A 17,845-nucleotide genomic window follows, 5' to 3' on the forward strand; every position below is an offset into this window, starting at 1 on the left:
CCTCCTATTTGAACTGCTCGATGAATCTCATGTCGTTTTCATAGAGGTAACGAATGTCATCGATTCCGTACTTCAGCATAGCGATTCTCTCTACACCCATACCTACTGCAAAGCCGGTATACTTTTCTGTATCGATGCCGCCTGCCTGGTGTACGTGCGGGTGCGTCATGCCGCAGCCCAAAATTTCAATCCAGCCGCTGCCTTTGCAAACAGGGCAGCCCTTGCCGCCGCATTTGAAACAGGAAACGTCCATTTCTGCGCTCGGCTCGGTGAACGGGAAGTGACTCGGACGGAACTTGGTTCTTGTCTCCGGACCAAAGAGCTGTTTCGCCATATGGTCAAGAGATCCCTTTAGGTCGCCCATATTAATACCCTCACCGATAACCATCATTTCAATCTGATGGAACGTTGGAGAATGCGTAGCATCCGGGGTATCTACTCTGTAACATCTGCCCGGAATCAAAACTTTATATGGCAGCGCCAAATCGTGCTCTGCTCTGATTTCTGCCGAAGAGGTATGAGGTCTTAATACCGTATCTTCGCTTACATAGAATGTATCGGTCATATCTCTTGCCGGATGGTTTTCCGGAGAGTTAAGCGCATCAAATGTGTTATACACCGTATCTACATCCGGTCCTTCGTAAACGGAGTAGCCCATGCCCTTAAAGATTTCTACTACTTCGTCGATTACTTGCGTAATCGGATGTTTTACACCGAATACGACTTCTTTGCCCGGCTCGGTTACGTCAATTTTTTCTGCCTTGAACCTAGCTTCTCTTGCCTTTTCTTTTACTTCGGCAGCCTTCTCGGAAAGGAGCTGTTCAAACTCCGCCTTTGCTTTGTTGGCAGCCATACCCAGCGCTTTCTTTTCTTCTGGCGGAAGCTTGCCCATGGATTTCAGGATTGCTGTCAGTTCTCCCTTTTTACCGAGAATCTTTACTCTTACGTCTTCCGTATCTGCTAAAGAAGTGGCAGCTTCAAGCTGCGATTTTGCTTCTTCCAGCATTTGCTTCAGTTTCTCTTGCATGTTCTTAAACCTCTTTTCAAATATTTCTTTGCCCTTATATACTAAATTTATTTGTACCTCGCAGCCTCGTACATTAGAATGCCCGCCGCTACAGAAGCATTGAGAGATTCCAATCTGCCCTTCATCGGAATCTTGACTTTGATGTCCGCCATTTCTATCAGTTCCAAAGATACGCCATTGCCTTCGTTTCCGATGACCAGGGCTGTGTCTTTGGAAAGGTCCACATCAAAATAATCATTGTCGGTATCAAAGCAGGTGACCGTAAGGCGTTTGCCCAGACTGTCCACAAGCTTTCTAAGCTCCCTATTATCCTCGACATGAATAATAGGGATCCTAAAGACAGATCCAGCTGCACTGCGAATGGTCTTCGGCGAATAGACATCACCTGTGCCCTTGACAATCACAGCAGCAGCGTACCCTGCACCCTCGGCAGTCCGCAAAATGGTGCCGATATTGCCCGGATCCTGTAATCTATCCAAAACCACCAGATTGGTACCTGCACCGCATAGGCTCCCCAGCTCTTCTGCGCTATAGGTCTGCTTTTCTATGACGGCCATAATGCCCTGGCTGGTCTCAGTCTGTGCAATTTTGTCAAAGAGTTTCTCATCCATGACATAAATCTGCTGCGTCTTTAATGCTGGCGGAACCAGTGATTCCTTCCCTTTTTTGCTCACTATGTAATGAATCTGCTCAGAAGGTGTCTCCGCCAAAAGATTTTCTCCCTCGACGAGATAAAGTCCTTCTCTATCCCGATATTTCTTTTGAGATAGTTTCTGGCATTCCTTGAATATTCTGTTTTCCTTAGAACTAATTTCTTTTATCATAGTAATTACACGAAAAAGCCGGTCAAAAAAATGCCGGCTTTTAAACATAGCGCTTGTGTCTTATTTCTGCCCACTTAAGAAGTCAGGCAAATCGAATCTGGAATTGCTCTGATCCTCGTCTTTGGTCTCTTCAAAGATTTCACCAAGGGTTACGCTTCTTCCTGTCAATCCATTTTCAGTGGTCACAACCTCCTGCGGTGATTTCTTCTGGAAATTGCTATAGTTTACGGGAGCCTCATCAAGACCCTCTCCAAAGCCTGTTGCAATAACAGTAATTGCAACCTCATCATTCATTTCTTCGCTGACAGCCGCACCAAAGATCAGAATTGCTTCTCTATCTGCCTGCTCTTCTACCAGACTTGCAATTTCGTTGACTTCCAGCATACCCAGGTCATATCCGCCGGATACGTACAGCAGGATAGCTCTTGCACCTGCAATGGTGGTCTCAAGCAACGGACTTTCGATGGCGGATGTAACTGCATCCTTGGCTCTGTTCTCGCCGCTTCCTCTGCCCACACCCATGTGTGCAATACCTCTGTCCGTCATGACGCTCTTGACATCGGCGAAGTCTACGTTGATTAATGCAAAATCCGAAATCAAATCAGAAATACCCTGTACACCCTGTCTCAGGATGTCGTCTGCCATAGTAAATGCCTGCAGCATGGAGGTGTTTCTCTCGCAGTTCTGTAACAATTTATCGTTTGGTACAACAACCAATGAGTCTACATACTTCTTTAAAAAGCCCAGCCCCAGTTCAGCCTGATCCTTTCTCTTCTTTCCTTCAAAGGAGAAAGGCTTGGTTACAACGCCTACAGTAAGGATTCCAAGATCTTTGGAAGCCTTGGCAATAATCGGCGCTGCCCCTGTGCCAGTACCACCGCCCATACCGGCGGTAATAAAGACCATATCGGAACCTTCTAAAAGGCTTGTAATCTCATCTAAAGTCTCTTCTGCAGATCTCTGTCCAACTTCTGGATTTCCTCCTGCTCCAAGACCCCTTGTCAGCTTCTCACCAATCTGAATTTTGGTTTCTGCCTTACATCTATTCAGCGCCTGCCTATCGGTATTGACTGCGATAAACTGCACGCCCTTCAAATCAGCCTCCATCATTCTATTGACTGCGTTACAGCCGCCGCCACCGACCCCGATGACCTTGATGACTGCTGCATTATCCTGACTTGTCTCAAATTGCAACATGCTAAATTGCCTCCTTGCATCCCATAATATATTTTATTTTATCACACAATTTATTTCTTTGCACCATTTTTTTATTCAAATTCTGGTGAAAACGGCATATAATTATGCTCTCCCAGATGAATTGTGCCTCTCGTGGTGTCGCTTTTCAATAAATTGTTAATTACTTTCTGTAAGTCTCCGCTTTCCAGTCCGCTTAAAATTTGCTTTGCAGTGCCCTTTACCACAAGTGTGTCGTATATGTAAGCCCGCAGCACGATACTGGATACATCAATACGTTTAAAATAAACATCTCCATTCTGCATTGCGTGAAGCATAGTCAGCGTGGTTTTCAGCGTCGCTGCCTCCTCTGCCTCCACTTTTTCACCTGCCGACAACTTACTGATAGTAAGTCCCGTAAGCAGCGTAATCTTAGGATCGACCTTGCTTTTTCTAAGAACTAGTCCATCTTTATCGATGACCACATACTGCTCGCCATAAACAATAGCCGCAATCTGAGTCCGCTCCTTAACCTCAATAATCAGCGTCGACGGAAGCTTCCGCCTTACACTGACTTCCTCAAAATAAGGATCTTTCAGAAGGTTGTCCTCAATTGTGCTAACATCACCGCCCCAGAAAATATTGTTGCCTGTGGTTGCTACTGCTAGGTTTCTCACTTCCTCTGCATCGTAATATCCGTTTCCGTCTACCTCAATAGTCTTGACGTCGAAAAAACTGGACGAAAGAAATAAAGCTGCCGCTGCAAAAATTCCAATGAACACACAAAACCGCAGCAAATAGTTTTTCTTCTTTCTGACCTTCTTTTTTCGTTCAACCTCTTTAAACTCTATGTCCTTATACTCGCTCATCCTTTTTCATCTCCGCATAAATCAGTTCAGTTGCCTCAAGAGGTGCGCAGGCTTTGCTGGCATTGCTCATCTCAGTAAGAGTCGTTAGATTATTTCTAAGTCTCATCACTTCAGAAAGAAGCAGCTCCGAAGTCAGATTTTTTTCTTCGATAAGAACTGCGCCGCCCTTGTCCGCTACAGATTTTGCATTAAAGAACTGGTGGTTGCCCGTTACGTTTGGTGACGGAATCAGGATCGAAGCCTTGCCGCAGACCGTGGTTTCAGCTACAGACAAAGCCCCTGCACGGCTTATGATAAGGTCTGACGCACCCAGATAAGTTTCCATGTCATTGATATAGGACTTCACCCGAATGTTGGGCTGTATCTCGATTTTCTTTTCTTCAGCCTTTTTCAGAATTTCATCATAGTACTGACTGCCTGTTCCAAAGATAAAGGTCACACCTTTATGACCGTTTACCGCTTCCATCAAATCAAAAGCTACTTCGTTGATTTTTTCAGCACCTTGGCTCCCGCCAAAGGAAAATATTACAAAATCATTGCTTCCAATATCAAGTTTTTCTCTTGCAGCCCGCTGATCCACATCATAAAACCGCTGACGTACCGGATTTCCTACATTCACATGTTTTTCCGGCTGATGAAAATAATGACTTGCCTCCGGAAATCCCAGGAAAATTTTATCCGCAAATTTTTCCAGCGTCTTATTTGCTACACCCGGATAAGCATTCTGCTCGTGAAGATAGCACTTTGCACCGTATTTATGCGCTGCATACATGACTGGCACGCAGACAAAGCCGCCGGTTCCTACCACAGCATCAGGCTTAAACTTCTTCATAATCCTAAGCGCCTGACCAATCCCGCGCATCGTAGAAAGTCCAGTGTCGAAAATCTTAAAAATGTTACGCCGATCAAGCCACTTTGCTGATACCAGCTCCATCGGATAGCCCGTACCCGGCACGATGTCCTTTTCAAGTCCGATGTCATTTCCAATATAGAGAATTTCTGAATCCGGTTCTTTTTCTTTTATTTTATCTGCAATGGCAATGGCAGGATAAATATGTCCGCCGGAGCCGCCGCCTGTTACAATCACTCTCATTTTTTCTCTCCTCAATCTGCCTTAACCTGTCTTAATGCATTTTTGTCTTGCCGCTCTCTTCACTGCCGCCGCTCTGTCTGGAAATGTTCAGTATAATCCCCGAGCATCCCATGAAAATCCAGAGGGCATTACCGCCGTAACTGATAAACGGCAGGGCGATACCTGTTGCCGGCATAGATGAAGTCACAACCGCAATATTTAAAACAACCTGCAGACCAATCATGATGGTGATTCCGCCCGCAAGAAGCATACCGAAACGGTCTGGCGCATTGAGGCATACGTGGAAGCACCTCCAAATCAGCACCGCATAAACAGCCAGTAAAATCAGAAGCCCTATGAGCCCCAGTTCTTCGCCGATGATAGCAATGATGAAGTCATTCTGCGGTTCAGGCAGGTACAAATTCTTTTGGATGCTCTTGCCAAGTCCCAGACCAAATAATCCGCCGGAACCGAGAGCAAGCAGAGACTGTACTACCTGAAAGCCATCGCCGAGAGCGTCTGCAAAAGGATCTGTAAAAGCTACAATTCTCTTCTTCCAATGCCGCATACCGATGTCGTCTCCGATAGCAATCAGTCCGACCACAGCCGCGCTTCCGGCGACTGCTGCACCAATCACGTATCTCCACTGCAGTCCTGCAAGAAACATGATTCCCGCAATAATACCGCACACCGTGATAGCCGTAGAAAGGTTCGGCTGCTTGATAATCAGACCGCCAAAGACCCCCATTAGTATCAGCAGCGGTAAAACACCTTTACTAAAAGACAATATCAGCTTTGTATCGCTTGCCAGAAATGACGCCGTAAAAATAATCACGGCAACCTTTGCAATTTCTCCCGGCATAATGGTGAAGCCGATGTAAAGGGCTCTCGTCGCACCGCCTTCCTCTCTGCCCAGTGGAGTCAATACCAGAAGCAGAAGGATAAAGCTGGCAAGAAGAATCAGGATAGAAAGCCGCCTGAAAAGGTGGTAATCCAAATAGGAGCAGACCGCCATAATCACAAATCCACTGAGGGCAAAGATACCCTGCCTGATCAGGTAATCATAAGGAGAGCCTGACTCGTTGATAGATTTATAATAGCTGGCGCTGAAAACCATAACTACCCCAAAGATGACTAAAATTGTCACCATAGCAATAATTACAAAATCGCTCGCTCTTAAGTTTTTCCTGCTCCATAAGTTTAATTTCATTATCTGTCTAACCCGCTGACACACTGCTTAAAGTGGTCTCCCCTTTGTTCAAAATTATCATACATATCCCAGCTTGCACAAGCAGGGGAAAGCAGCACCGTATCTCCCGGCTCTGCCATCTGCGCCGCCATGCGCACACATTCGTCCATATTCTTGCAGCTTACAAAGTCGGTAAATCCCGCCTTTTCCGCCGCTTCTTTAATCATATGTGCATCTCTACCAAGAAGAATTAACTGTTTTATGCTGCCGTCAAATTCCTTCACCAGTTCTGTAAAATCCTGTCCCTTGGCATCGCCGCCTGCAATGAGCAGGATATCCTTTTTGATAGCCCTGATTGCTGTCACTGCCGCATCCACATTGGTTCCCTTGGAATCGTTATAGTATTTTACGCCGTCTACCTCACCGCAGTATTCCAGTCTGTGGGCAACACCGCCAAAGCTTTTGATAGTATCTGCAATCACCTTAGGTTCAATCCCCGCAAAATAGCAAATCGCTGCTGCCGCCAGCGCATTTTCCAAATTGTGACTGCCGATGATTAAAAGATCATCAACTGCGCATATTTCTATTATATCTCCATTTTTCGTTTTCATGACAATCTGCCCGTCTTTGACAAATGCGCCAAAAGGCAGTTCTTCTTTTCTGCTGAAAGGCACGATATTTGCCTTGCAGTCCTTTGCCAACGCATAACAGGCTTTGTCATCGTAATTGATGACCAGATAACCGTCTTCTCTCTGGTTTTCAAAGATCTTCGCTTTCGCTTTTCCATAAGCTTCCATGGTATGATGACGATTTAAATGATCCGGGGTCAGATTCAAAATTGCCGACACCACTGGCTTAAAGTACCTGGTGGTTTCCAGTTGAAAACTGCTGGTTTCCGTTACCAGCCATGCGTCCTCCTCTGCGTCCATAGAAGCAGAAATCACAGCCACACCGATATTGCCGACCACGTAGGTTTTTCTCTTCGCCGCCTTGAAAATTTCGCCAACTAGCGTGGTTGTGGTAGTCTTCCCATTGGTTCCTGTGATCGCAGCATACCGACCGTGTCCGATTCGATAAGCAATTTCAAGTTCTCCTATGATTTCCACACCGGCTTCCTGTGCTTCCTTGATAAAAGCAAGCTCAGGGCTCACACCCGGGCTTAAAATCAGCATATCGAACTGCCCCATGTCAGCCGGCACCCTGTCAAAGTAACAGGTTACCCCTCTGCCCCTGAGGAAGGCAAGAAGCTGTCCATCTATCTTTTCTTCCTTTTTTGAATCCTGAATGGAAACTTCTGCGGAAAGGCGAAGCATTGCCTGTGCTGCAGCAATTCCTGATTTTCCCAGACCTACGATTAAAACTTTTTTATTTCGAATGTTGTTTAAATTTCCACTCATCGTCTTACCTCTTACCCTAACATTTTTCTTTCCTGTTTAATCTTTCCATTTTCAAATCATATATACACTGTCAAATACGTGCGATTAGATATTTGCAACAAGATACGCGATGCCGCAGCAAACCAGTGCAATAAACCAGAACATAGCAACTACGTATTTTTCTTTCATGCCGCACATTTCGAAGTGGTGGTGCAGCGGGGCCATTTTGAAAAAGCGTTTGCCGCCGGTCATTTTAAAATATCCCACCTGAATGATAACAGACAGTGCTTCCAGTACATAAATCAATCCTGCAACCGGCAAAAGAAATTCCACTTTCATAATAATCGCTGCAGACGCCAGCGCACCGCCAAGGGCCATAGAACCGGTATCTCCCATGAACAGCTTTGCAGGGTATCTGTTGAACACCAGAAAACCTAAACATGCGCCGGTCAGCGCTGTACAGAAAATCGCTGCGCTATTATGCCCAAACTCCATGCCGACGATGGCAAAGAAGAATGCTACCAGCGCTGTAACGCCAGAAGATAAGCCGTCCAGTCCATCAGTCAGATTCACCGCATTTGCCATAGCAACAACGACAAAGATGACAAAAGGAATGTATAGCGCGCCAAAATCAATATACTTGTCGATGAACGGAATCCATACCTCAGTTCCGTAACCAGAATAATTTGCCATATATACGGCCAGTGCCCCTGCAAAAAGAATTTGCAGCACCAGCTTCTGCCATGCACGAAGTCCCAGATTATGTTTTTTTGCAACCTTGATGTAATCATCAAAGAAGCCGATTAATCCAAAGAGCAGTGTCACCGCTAACATAACGAAAGTGTCCGTGGACACATACCCACCGATAAAAGTCATTAAAACCAGTGCCGCAAAGATAGCGATGCCGCCCATGGTAGGCGTTCCTTCCTTAGAAAGATGAGACTGCGGGCCCTCTTCCCTGATAAACTGCTGAAACTGTTTATGTTTGAGAATAGGAATTTCCAGTGAGGTCAATATCGTGCCCGCAATCATTCCTAAAGCTGCTAAAAATACGAGTTGAAAAATCTGCATGTGTGTTACTCCTGTTCCTTCAAAATTTTATCCACAATCTCCTCCATGCCCATGGCTCTGGAACCTTTTACCAGAACGGTATCTCCCGGTTTAAAGAGTCCCATAGCTTCCTCATAGAATTGATTCTTTGTATTATAGAAATACACCTTCGTATCCATCCCTGCGTGGTTTGCCCCCAAAGCTATATCTCCTGCTTTCTCTCCTACAGCAATCAAAAGATCGATATTTTTTTCTGCGGCGTAAACACCGATTTCCTGATGATAAACAGCAGAGTTTTCTCCCAGTTCATTCATGCCGCCTAAAATAGCGATTTTACGGTTTCCCTTAGCGCTGACTAAAGTGTTCAAGGCTGACTTCATGGAGTCAGGCGCCGCATTGTAGGTGTCATCAATCACCTTAATTCCTCTGGCTTCCCTGATGGAAAGCCTCTTTCCAGTCAGTTCCATAGCTACAAGGCCTCTTGCTGCTTCCTCGATAGAAACACCCAGCTTTCTGCATGCCGCAACGGCAAGGCTTGCGTTAAGCGCATTATGCGCGCCTGGAACCTGCAGAGAAATCCTGTACGTCTGTCCTTCCGCCGCCAAAGTAAAAGCAATGCCCTCCGTCCCGAAATCTTCTATATCCTTTACAGTATAGTCTCCCTGATCTTCTTCCAGAGAAACCTTAATCACATCATAGTCACCCCTAAATTCTGCTTTCTGCAGCATATCGCAGGAGCTGTTTACAACCAGAGTATTTTCTTTCCCGAAGTAATCGGTAATCTCCATCTTGGCGGAGAAAATGCCTTCTCTGCTGCCCAAATTCTCGATGTGAGAAATCCCCACATTGGTAATAATGCCGATGTCAGGTCTAATGATGTCTACAAGGCGATGGATTTCACCAAAGTGATCCATTCCTATTTCCAAAACCGCAGCTTCCATTGTATCATCAAAGGAAAAAATCGTCAGTGGAACGCCGATATCATTATTGAAATTTCCTACTGTGGCACCGGTACAATACTTTTGTTTTAAGATAGCATGCACCATATCTCTGGTACTGGTTTTGCCCACACTGCCAGTAACAGCAACCGTTTTCAGCTGCAATCTCTCAAGATACCAGGCAGCTAGCCGCTGCAATGCTTTTGTGGTATCGGAAACCAGAACTGCGCTGATGCCCTCGGGCACTGCATCTTCTCTTGCAGTAAGCACCGCCGTGCAACCCTTTTCTTTTACCTGTGGTATAAATTTATGAGCATCATGTACCTCTCCCACAATGGGGACGAATAAGTCTCCTGCTTTTGCCGTGCGGGAGTCTGTGCAAACTGCAAAAATCTCTTCTTTGCTCTGTCCAGAAATAATCTTTCCGTCCGTCGCCTTTTCAATTTCTCCTAAAGTTATCGTGTTCATGTTTCACCTTTTCTATTGACGCCAGAACTTCCTCACGATCGTCAAAATGTATTTTATCTTCTCCAATAATCTGATAGTTTTCGTGTCCTTTACCTGCAATGATGGCTATTTCACCATCCTGCAAATGCTCCGCCGCATAACGAATCGCCGCTCTTCTGTCTGCAATCACCGTAAAACAGCTTCTCTGTTCTGCAAGAACTCTGGTAATATCGCTGATAATTACCTCCGGCTCTTCTTTTCTCGGGTTGTCGGAAGTGACCACTGAGAAATCTGCAAGGGCAGCTGCCGCTTTCGCCATGTCTGTTCGTCTGTTTTTGTCTCTCTGCCCACCGCAGCCAAAAACCACAGTCAGACGCTTCGGGTGATAATCCCGCAAAGACTTCAGTAAATTTTCAAGGGCTACGCCGTTATGTGCATAGTCCACCATGATGACTTTACCGGGACCTGCCGCAAACATTTCCTGTCTGCCCGGCACCAAGATTTCACGCAGTGCCGTACGAATGCTTTCCTTGCCTATCTTCATCCTGCTGCAAACCGCCGCTGCTGCCATAGCATTGTAACAAGAAAATTTCCCGGGTAATCCCACAACCAAGTCTATATTATAATCGCCTGTAATCTCAAATTCCACTCCTAATTTTCCGGGAATTTTGACATAATCCAAGTTCTTTGCCTTAAAACCGCAGTGCTTCTCCATTCCATAAGTAACAATCTTGCAAGCACTGTCCTCTACCATTCGCTGTGCATATGGGTTATCTGCATTTATCACCGCTTCCTTACAGGTCTGAAACAACTGCGCCTTGCAACCCGCATATTCAGCAAAATCCCGATGTTCACCGCGCCCGATATGATCTTCTGACAGATTAGTAAACACGGCATAGTCAAAATACAGTCCGTGTACTCTCTTAAGCTTCAGCGCCTGAGACGACACCTCCATCACACAAGCGGTACAGCCACAGTCTGCCATCTTTCTAAGGTACGCCTGCAGCTCCACCGATTCCGGCGTCGTATGGGTGCTTTCAATGATTTCTTCTCCTGTATCCGTATGCACCGTTCCAATCAGCCCGCATTTTTGTCCTGCTCTTTTCAGTATTGCCTGTATCATAAAAGTCGTCGTCGTTTTTCCCTTAGTACCGGTTACCCCGATAAGACAGAGCTTTCGGGCAGGATAGCCATAAAACGCGCCTGCCATTTCCGCCATCAGCTGTCTGCTGTCTGTAGTTCTGACAACCGTAATATCATCTGACAAGCTAAGAGCTTTCTGGCAGACCACTGCCCTCGCCCCTCGCTTAACTGCTTCCTCTGCATAGTCGTGGCCATCATCTTCCGCACCTTCAATGCAGACAAAGACGCAGCCCTCTATGACTTTATCACAATGGTAGAAAATTCCTGTAACTGCAAGTTCCAAAGAACCTTGCATACACTCATAATCTGCATTTTGCAGCAGTTCAAAAAGTTTCAGTTCAAATCTCCCCGATTCTTTGCTTTCAGTCTATTCTCTATATAAGTATACCTTTCCGCCTTTCTTTATCTTCTTACCTGCCTTCGGATACTGCTCTACGACTGTAAAGTCTTCGTTCTCAGATTCCTTCGGTATTGCCTGGTATTCCAAATCATATTTTCCTAAAACGCCGATAGCCGCACTGTAGCTCTTGCCTTTTACATTCGGTACATAGACGTATTCGGACTTAAGCGCTTTTTCTTCTTCCTCGGTGTACTTCGGATTGACGCCTAAATAAGGAAGTGCATTTTCCATGAATTCCTTGGCAATCGGTGCTGCTGTGGTACTTCCGAACTGAATGCCTTTCGGGCTGTCTACAACAACCAGAATGACAAACTGAGGGTCATCCATCGGCGCCATACCAATAAAGGAAGAATAAGTATCTTCTGAATAGCCTCCTGTAGCCGATGGCTTATCTGCTGTACCTGTCTTGCCGCCGATACGATAACCTGCAACTTTTGCCTTACCGCCGCCACCCTCGGATACGACATACTCCATAATTTCCTTCATTTCATCTGCTGTTTTGGAGGAAATAACTTTGCGGACCTCTTTCGTTTCGAAGGTCTTCACCGTATCCCCGTTGGAATCGGTCAATTCTTTTACCACTCTGGGCTGCATGAGCACACCATCGTTTCCGATAGCACAGACCGCCGAAACCAGCTGTATCGGTGTTACCGCAACTCCCTGCCCATAGGAGATGGTTGCAAGTTCAACTGGTCCGATTAAATCTTCCGGCTGTACCTGCGCTGTCGCCTCTCCTGGCAAATCAATATGAGTCAAAGAAACGCTGGTAATTCCAAACATTTCCAAATAATCATAGTACTTCTCTTTGCCCAGCTTCATCGCCATCTGGATCTGTACTGGGTTGCAGGAATTTCCTACAGCCTCTTTCAAAGTTTCAGTTCCATGAGGTACACTGCTCCAGCAGTGGAGCGTAACATGCGTGCCGGGCACTTCGTAACCTACGTTACATTGATACTTAGTGGTAAGCGATGTTACACCTTCTTCCAGTGCAGATGATGTGGTAAGCAGTTTAAAGGTTGAACCCGGCTCATAAGTGTCACTGATGATAGGATTTCTCCACATCTGGTTCAGGTAAGTGCCTTGTTCTTCCGTTGTCATCTTGTCAAATTTTTTCTGTTCGCTTTTCTTAACAGGCGTCAAAGGTTCATTAGGATCAAAGCCTGGATTGGTCGCCATGGCGAGAACGTCGCCAGTTGCAGGATCCATGACAAGACACATAATTCTGCTGGCGTTGGTTTCCTTCATACCGTTTGCCACAGCATTTTCTGCATAGTGCTGCAGCACCTCGTCTATGGTAAGAACCACGTTAAGCCCGTCTTCTGCCTGATAGTATTTTTCTTCTCCATAAGCCAGAGAATTTCCGTTAAGATCAGTATTCTTAATCCATCTGCCAGCTACGCCACTGAGATATTCATCATACTGAAATTCTACGCCGCTGCGGCCTTCGTTATCATCGTTGACACTGCCCAGAAGCTGAGAAGCAAAATCCCCCAGAGGGTAATAGCGTTTTGCGTTTTCAGCAAGTTCAATTCCGTAAATTTCCAGTTCTCTGATTTTATCCGCTGTTTCTTTATCCAAATACTTGGCAATTTTAATCAGCGCCTGTTGTTTCGTGATTTTCTCTTCGACTTCAGCAGCTTCCATATCTAAAACCATGGCAAGCTTACCGCTTATCTCTTTGATTTCTTTGTCAGTAGTGTAGGCTTTTTTCACATCGGAAGGTCTTGCCCAGACAGTATAGCATGCAGCGCTGGTAGCCAGCTTCTCTCCGTTGCGGTCAAGAATAGAGCCGCGTTTGGCTTCAATTGGAATATCGCTGGTCTGCTGATCAATTGCCATACCACTGTATTCTTCCGCCTTTACTACCTGAATCCATGCCAGACGAAAAGACAGCAGCAAGATCAATATACTGATGATGCCAAAGGTGATAATCACTCTCTTTTTATTTTTTCCGCTAACTCTCGCCATATTCCTTTATAACTCCTGTCTGATATTTTCTCCATAGATAGCAAAAAGAGCCAGACGTTCTAGATTATTCAATTGTCCGGCTGCATTCTATGAAATTATTCCCAAAAATAGTATACGGTTTCTCCGTTAGTTGTATGCCTGTTCTTTGATTGCCATAGCAAAATTTTCTGATGGTCTGTCATCCTCCGTCACATAAACACACTCCCCATCTGTCGGATATACCATACCGAGCTTCCCTTTGGCAACTTTTTCTATATGTTCTACATTATTGGCACTTTTAATTTTGATGTTGAGAGTATCAATTTCTCCCTGGATTGCCTCATTGGATGAAACCAGACTGTTGTTCTCTACCTTCAGTTCAGCAGAGTATGCGGTCACTACGACCATCACAATACAAATCAGTCCAATCATCAATGCCCCTGTTAATATTCTTCTTTTGTCTTGATTTCTCATTAGTATTCCCCATCAAATTTTTTCGCAGACCCTAAGCTTTGCGCTTCTGGATCTCGGATTTATCTCTAGTTCTTCCTTGCTGGGAAGAATTGGTTTCTTAGTAATTTTGTCAATATCTGCTTTTTTTCCGCAAACGCATACTGGAAACTCTGCAGGACAAGTGCACGGATTGGCCCTTTGCGCAATAGTTTCTTTGACAATGCGATCCTCCAGCGAATGGAAGGAAATCACACAAAGCCTGCCGCCCGGCGCCAAAACATCACAAAACTCTGAAATTGCGTCCTTTAGCTGTCCCAGTTCATCATTTACCTCAATGCGAATTGCCTGAAAAGTTCTCTTTGCAGGATGAGGACCTTCTCTTCTTGCTTTTGCTGGAATGGCGCTTTTAATCAACTCCACCAACCGACCGGTTGTTTCGATAGGCCCGTCCTTTCTTCCATTTACGATAAAACTCGCAATGCGAGAGGCCCACTTTTCTTCGCCGTATCCGGAAATGATACGTCTCAGTTCTTTCTGATCATAGCTGTTCACTACATCGTAGGCAGTAAAATTATCGTCCTGACTCATCCGCATATCCAGCGGTGCATCATGCATGTAAGAAAAACCTCTTTGGGAATTGTCCAGTTGGAAGGATGATACCCCTAAATCTAACAATGCGCCATCAATGTTAGCAATCCCAAATTCCTGCAATACCTGTCTGATGTCTGAATAGTTGGTTTGCACAAAGAGTTTTTTACACGGATAGCCGGAAAGTCTGAGCTGGGAAGCTGCCAGCGCGTCTCTGTCACGGTCAATCCCGATTAAGAGTCCGTCCTTTGACAGCCTGCGGCAAATTTCGGAGGCATGTCCGCCGCCGCCAAGAGTGCCATCCACGTAAACGCCATCAGGTTTGATATTCAGATTTTCAATACATTCTTCCAACAGAACTGAAGTGTGTTTAAACTCCATCTTATCCCCTAAAATCTATACTGCGCCAAGGACTCTGCAAATTCTTCAGAATCCATTTTGTTTTCGTTATCCGGTGCGTCCCAGACTTCTTTACTCCAGACCTCAATCTTTCGCATAGCGCCCATTGTCACCAGTTCCTTATCGATGCCTGCGTATTCTTTTAGTTCCGCCGGTATAACGATTCTCCCCTGTTTATCAAATTCGCAGTCAACCGCATTTGCACAGAAGTGACGAATAAATGCTCTAACCTTTGGATCCGATTCAGGCAGCGCCTCAATCTTATCCATCTGCTTGTCCCATTCATTCATAGAGTAGATGTAAAGGCACTTGTCCATACCCTTAGTCAGTACGCACCTGCCTCCCAGCTGATCCCTGTGTTTGGAAGGAACAATCATTCTGTTCTTGGCGTCTATTGAGTTGTTAAAAGTCCCCATGAACATGGATTTTCCTCCAGTTTTATACAAATACGATATACTACTACGATTTTACACACCCCATTTTACACCACTTCCCTCCACTTTTCAAGATTTGTTCCCCACTTTTTTGAATTTCTCCCCCATTTTTTTGATTTTTTCACCTTTCAATTCACGAAAAAAAACAGCTTAACTACATCTTGTACTACCCATTTTCTTTGCACCTAAATGTTGCCTTTCGCATAGGATATATTAAACTTACATAGCGACAGCTATGCCTTCGGCGAATCTTCTCCGAAGTCGTTTAAAATATAAAGTGAGGTAATGAAATATGAACAATGAATCTCTGGTATACCTGAACAAGGTTTTCACCGATCTTGAGATAAAATCCTGTCCTTTGATGACTCAGGTTTGCACAACACCTGAAACCTTCGAGCAGCAGCTGTCTGTCTTTGATCCACAGGAAGAAACTTGCGGCTGCAGCGACTGTTCCTGCGGCGACTGCTCCTGCTGCCATAACTGCGGATGTTCTTGCGGATGTTCCTGTGGATGCGCTTCCGATCTTGATTGCTCCGATTTGAATTTTGTTGTTGACAGCACCGAAGTTATCATCAGTGATTTCGACCTATCGTGCCCATCTTCTATTGAACCCTGCAACGTCACAGTAGACGGCATTCCTGTAGATATGCTGGAAGTGTTCAACGAAAGATACATGGCAGCAACCAATGATTTAATGAGCCGAATCGGCGACTGCTCCTGCATGGAAAGCGGAAATTCAACCAAAGGATATCTGCTGATTTCCGGCGTAGGCGGTTTCCACGCAAAGCTTTCCATCATTCTGCGAGGCAGCGTTTTCAGCGGTGGATGCTGCAAAAAGTTTAAATTAGTTTTTACCACAAGAAACAACATTTGCTTCAATATCCCAGGACAGTCAACTTTCGCTACGTCCCAGCTGTGCCTGCCTTGCACAACTGGCGGAATTGCCCCGATTATCAATTTCTCCTTCTCCGCAAACGGCACCCTTTTGAATCCTATGATTACTGCCTGCCAGACAAACGGAAACTGCAACCTGTCTGTCACCGGCTGCCTAGTAACAGAACCTATCGCAAGCGTACAGGTTACAAGACAGACTTTATTCAGACTGGATGCAGAGGCGCTTCCTGTACCTTGTGATGATATCGAAAAATGCAGACAGAGTATAGGCGAATGCGGTCTTGCTGACGATGACAGCAACGCATTTTCTCTGAGACACAGATGTTGTGATGACGGTAGGCGTACAGAGCAGGAAGCCGACAGCTGCAGTTGTGGTTGTGGCTGCACTACTGCTTCCAGAGAAAACCGCACCACTTCTATCGCCTGTCAGTTCAACGGTCGTAACGGCTGTAATTTCTAATTTGCTAATATGAAAACAATTCGCCAGCGCCTTCGCGCTGGCGGTTTTGTGCCGACATTTTGAACCTAGCACTACAGCACCTTTGTACCGGCACTTTTATGTCGGTATTTTGGATATTGAAAATCTATGTATATTCTTTCCAGTTTTCAGTTTTTCAGCAAACGGTTTTCAAAATCATAGACTTTCCATGTAAAAAAGAAGACTCTACCATACATGTTCGGGCAAAATTCCCTTTATGATACAGAGAAATCGGGATATAATAGATATCATAAAGAAAAGCTTGCAAAACGGAGGTAGCCGGCATGAAGAAGAAACTGCTGACAATAGTTGTAAGCCTCGTAGCATTGGCTGTGTTTATTCGGTCGCCTCTGTCAAATTATCCGGTAAGTCTGGCGGTTATGAAAATCTACAGCGAAATCCATGCGCGTGACAGCATCATGGAAGAAAAGGGAATCAAGCTTCATATTCCCGGCGGCAGTGCCGCGAAAGAGAAGAATTGGTATCCCTTTGTGATGACTTTCAATGCCGATGCAGGATTCCAGCGATTTACGGGAGAGTCGAACCTGAAGCTGACCATCCTGTACAACTTTCCGGCTTTTAATCTTTGGAAAGGCTGCAGCATGGTCTATGATTCAGCTTCGCCGTATTACAACGGGTTTTACGGCGCTTATCTGGTTTGCCGCGGAGAAGACGAAACCGTGCCTTACGGCTTCCTGCCTGACGGAAGCCTGGACCCTGAAGCTGCTGCACAAGTGCCCCGGTTTGACTTTCAGAAACTGGTTTTGCAGGATTTTGGCATCAAAACAGATACGCTGGTCTTTGACTGGAAAATAGAAAAAATCCGGACGAAGGTAGCTTATCTTGGAATTGATGGCTGGACGCAGACAGATGCAAGGCTGACGGTCAACGGGATGCAGCACCAAAAAGAAGATTTCCGCAGATCCTATCTGCAGTATGGTCCGCCGGGATACCCTTTGCCGGATATCCCGCCAGAAGCAGACTTTGCGCCGGTGGATATGATAGGCAGATTGTACGGCAGGTACTTTGCAGAATGGGACACGTCAATTTTCTTTTACGTGCTTGCTTCCAATCAAGAAGTACTGGAAAACTGTGACAGGAATATTTTATCCCGCAGCATTCTGCAGTGAATTTATCACACACA

At 45.5% G+C, this 17,845-nt stretch carries 16 protein-coding genes; 2 read left to right on the top strand and 14 right to left on the bottom strand.

Annotated features, from left to right (window positions below):
- Window positions 1-4 precede the first annotated feature (4 nt).
- From pheS to mraZ, 14 genes are all read right to left on the bottom strand, one after another.
- Window positions 5-1,027, bottom strand: coding sequence for a phenylalanine--tRNA ligase subunit alpha (pheS, locus tag D1155_RS00790; RefSeq protein WP_160200508.1), 1,023 nt, complete (start codon window positions 1,025-1,027; stop codon window positions 5-7).
- Between the two features lie 47 nt (window positions 1,028-1,074).
- On the bottom strand, window positions 1,075-1,851 hold the full coding sequence (locus tag D1155_RS00795; RefSeq protein ID WP_160200509.1) for an RNA methyltransferase: 777 nt from the start codon (window positions 1,849-1,851) through the stop codon (window positions 1,075-1,077).
- A 60-nt stretch (window positions 1,852-1,911) separates the two neighbouring features.
- Window positions 1,912-3,048 carry a cell division protein FtsZ gene (gene ftsZ / locus D1155_RS00800; protein ID WP_160200510.1) on the bottom strand — a complete coding sequence of 379 codons (1,137 nt, stop codon included), beginning with the start codon at window positions 3,046-3,048 and terminating at the stop codon, window positions 1,912-1,914.
- Window positions 3,049-3,119: 71 nt separating this feature from the next.
- Window positions 3,120-3,893 (bottom strand): FtsQ-type POTRA domain-containing protein, encoded by a 774-nt coding sequence (locus tag D1155_RS00805; protein ID WP_160200511.1) that lies wholly within the window; start codon window positions 3,891-3,893, stop codon window positions 3,120-3,122.
- A complete protein-coding gene (murG, locus tag D1155_RS00810; RefSeq protein WP_160200512.1) occupies window positions 3,880-4,986 on the bottom strand; it encodes an undecaprenyldiphospho-muramoylpentapeptide beta-N-acetylglucosaminyltransferase in 1,107 nt (368 codons plus the stop codon). Before murG ends, D1155_RS00805 begins: the two co-directional genes overlap by 14 nt.
- A 31-nt stretch (window positions 4,987-5,017) precedes the next feature.
- Entirely contained in the window at window positions 5,018-6,115 is a 1,098-nt protein-coding gene (locus tag D1155_RS00815; RefSeq protein WP_243150972.1) for an FtsW/RodA/SpoVE family cell cycle protein, read from the bottom strand.
- Between the two features lie 59 nt (window positions 6,116-6,174).
- Window positions 6,175-7,551, bottom strand: a complete 1,377-nt coding sequence (gene murD / locus D1155_RS00820) for a UDP-N-acetylmuramoyl-L-alanine--D-glutamate ligase (protein ID WP_160200514.1) — start codon at window positions 7,549-7,551, stop codon at window positions 6,175-6,177.
- Window positions 7,552-7,635: 84 nt separating this feature from the next.
- Window positions 7,636-8,601: a phospho-N-acetylmuramoyl-pentapeptide-transferase gene (mraY, locus tag D1155_RS00825; RefSeq protein WP_160200515.1), complete on the bottom strand. Its 966-nt coding sequence runs from the start codon at window positions 8,599-8,601 to the stop codon at window positions 7,636-7,638.
- A 5-nt stretch (window positions 8,602-8,606) separates the two neighbouring features.
- Window positions 8,607-9,986 carry a UDP-N-acetylmuramoyl-tripeptide--D-alanyl-D-alanine ligase gene (murF, locus tag D1155_RS00830; protein ID WP_160200516.1) on the bottom strand — a complete coding sequence of 460 codons (1,380 nt, stop codon included), beginning with the start codon at window positions 9,984-9,986 and terminating at the stop codon, window positions 8,607-8,609.
- A complete protein-coding gene (locus D1155_RS00835; RefSeq protein ID WP_306770897.1) occupies window positions 9,958-11,445 on the bottom strand; it encodes a UDP-N-acetylmuramoyl-L-alanyl-D-glutamate--2,6-diaminopimelate ligase in 1,488 nt (495 codons plus the stop codon). The genes murF and D1155_RS00835 overlap by 29 nt, the downstream gene beginning before the upstream one ends.
- Window positions 11,446-11,475: 30 nt before the next feature.
- Window positions 11,476-13,476, bottom strand: a complete 2,001-nt coding sequence (locus D1155_RS00840; RefSeq protein ID WP_160200518.1) for a penicillin-binding transpeptidase domain-containing protein — start codon at window positions 13,474-13,476, stop codon at window positions 11,476-11,478.
- A gap of 126 nt (window positions 13,477-13,602) precedes the next feature.
- On the bottom strand, window positions 13,603-13,929 hold the full coding sequence (locus D1155_RS00845) for a cell division protein FtsL (RefSeq protein WP_160200519.1): 327 nt from the start codon (window positions 13,927-13,929) through the stop codon (window positions 13,603-13,605).
- A 12-nt stretch (window positions 13,930-13,941) separates the two neighbouring features.
- Window positions 13,942-14,877 (bottom strand): 16S rRNA (cytosine(1402)-N(4))-methyltransferase RsmH, encoded by a 936-nt coding sequence (gene rsmH / locus D1155_RS00850; protein ID WP_160200520.1) that lies wholly within the window; start codon window positions 14,875-14,877, stop codon window positions 13,942-13,944.
- A gap of 8 nt (window positions 14,878-14,885) precedes the next feature.
- Complete coding sequence (mraZ, locus tag D1155_RS00855) at window positions 14,886-15,317, bottom strand: division/cell wall cluster transcriptional repressor MraZ (protein ID WP_160200521.1); 432 nt, start codon at window positions 15,315-15,317, stop codon at window positions 14,886-14,888.
- Window positions 15,318-15,621: 304 nt separating this feature from the next.
- Between mraZ and D1155_RS15540 the strand changes: the two genes are divergently transcribed.
- Window positions 15,622-16,683 carry a hypothetical protein gene (locus D1155_RS15540; RefSeq protein ID WP_201759495.1) on the top strand — a complete coding sequence of 354 codons (1,062 nt, stop codon included), beginning with the start codon at window positions 15,622-15,624 and terminating at the stop codon, window positions 16,681-16,683.
- Between the two features lie 302 nt (window positions 16,684-16,985).
- Entirely contained in the window at window positions 16,986-17,831 is an 846-nt protein-coding gene (locus D1155_RS00865; protein WP_160200522.1) for a hypothetical protein, read from the top strand.
- Window positions 17,832-17,845 lie beyond the last annotated feature (14 nt).

It is taken from the genome of Anaerotruncus sp. 80 (assembly GCF_009936115.1).
Classification (GTDB): domain Bacteria; phylum Bacillota; class Clostridia; order Peptostreptococcales; family Anaerovoracaceae; genus Senimuribacter; species Senimuribacter intestinalis.

Bases quoted from the DNA above. Each gene is read 5' to 3' on its own strand.
- pheS (WP_160200508.1), bottom strand. From the start codon at position 1,027: ATGCAAGAGAAACTGAAGCAAATGCTGGAAGAAGCAAAATCGCAGCTT.
- D1155_RS00795 (WP_160200509.1), bottom strand. From the start codon at position 1,851: ATGATAAAAGAAATTAGTTCTAAGGAAAACAGAATATTCAAGGAATGC.
- ftsZ (WP_160200510.1), bottom strand. From the start codon at position 3,048: ATGTTGCAATTTGAGACAAGTCAGGATAATGCAGCAGTCATCAAGGTC.
- D1155_RS00805 (WP_160200511.1), bottom strand. From the start codon at position 3,893: ATGAGCGAGTATAAGGACATAGAGTTTAAAGAGGTTGAACGAAAAAAG.
- murG (WP_160200512.1), bottom strand. From the start codon at position 4,986: ATGAGAGTGATTGTAACAGGCGGCGGCTCCGGCGGACATATTTATCCT.
- D1155_RS00815 (WP_243150972.1), bottom strand. From the start codon at position 6,115: ATGGTGACAATTTTAGTCATCTTTGGGGTAGTTATGGTTTTCAGCGCC.
- murD (WP_160200514.1), bottom strand. From the start codon at position 7,551: ATGAGTGGAAATTTAAACAACATTCGAAATAAAAAAGTTTTAATCGTA.
- mraY (WP_160200515.1), bottom strand. From the start codon at position 8,601: ATGCAGATTTTTCAACTCGTATTTTTAGCAGCTTTAGGAATGATTGCG.
- murF (WP_160200516.1), bottom strand. From the start codon at position 9,986: ATGAACACGATAACTTTAGGAGAAATTGAAAAGGCGACGGACGGAAAG.
- D1155_RS00840 (WP_160200518.1), bottom strand. From the start codon at position 13,476: ATGGCGAGAGTTAGCGGAAAAAATAAAAAGAGAGTGATTATCACCTTT.
- D1155_RS00845 (WP_160200519.1), bottom strand. From the start codon at position 13,929: ATGAGAAATCAAGACAAAAGAAGAATATTAACAGGGGCATTGATGATT.
- rsmH (WP_160200520.1), bottom strand. From the start codon at position 14,877: ATGGAGTTTAAACACACTTCAGTTCTGTTGGAAGAATGTATTGAAAAT.
- mraZ (WP_160200521.1), bottom strand. From the start codon at position 15,317: ATGTTCATGGGGACTTTTAACAACTCAATAGACGCCAAGAACAGAATG.
- D1155_RS15540 (WP_201759495.1), top strand. From the start codon at position 15,622: ATGAACAATGAATCTCTGGTATACCTGAACAAGGTTTTCACCGATCTT.
- D1155_RS00865 (WP_160200522.1), top strand. From the start codon at position 16,986: ATGAAGAAGAAACTGCTGACAATAGTTGTAAGCCTCGTAGCATTGGCT.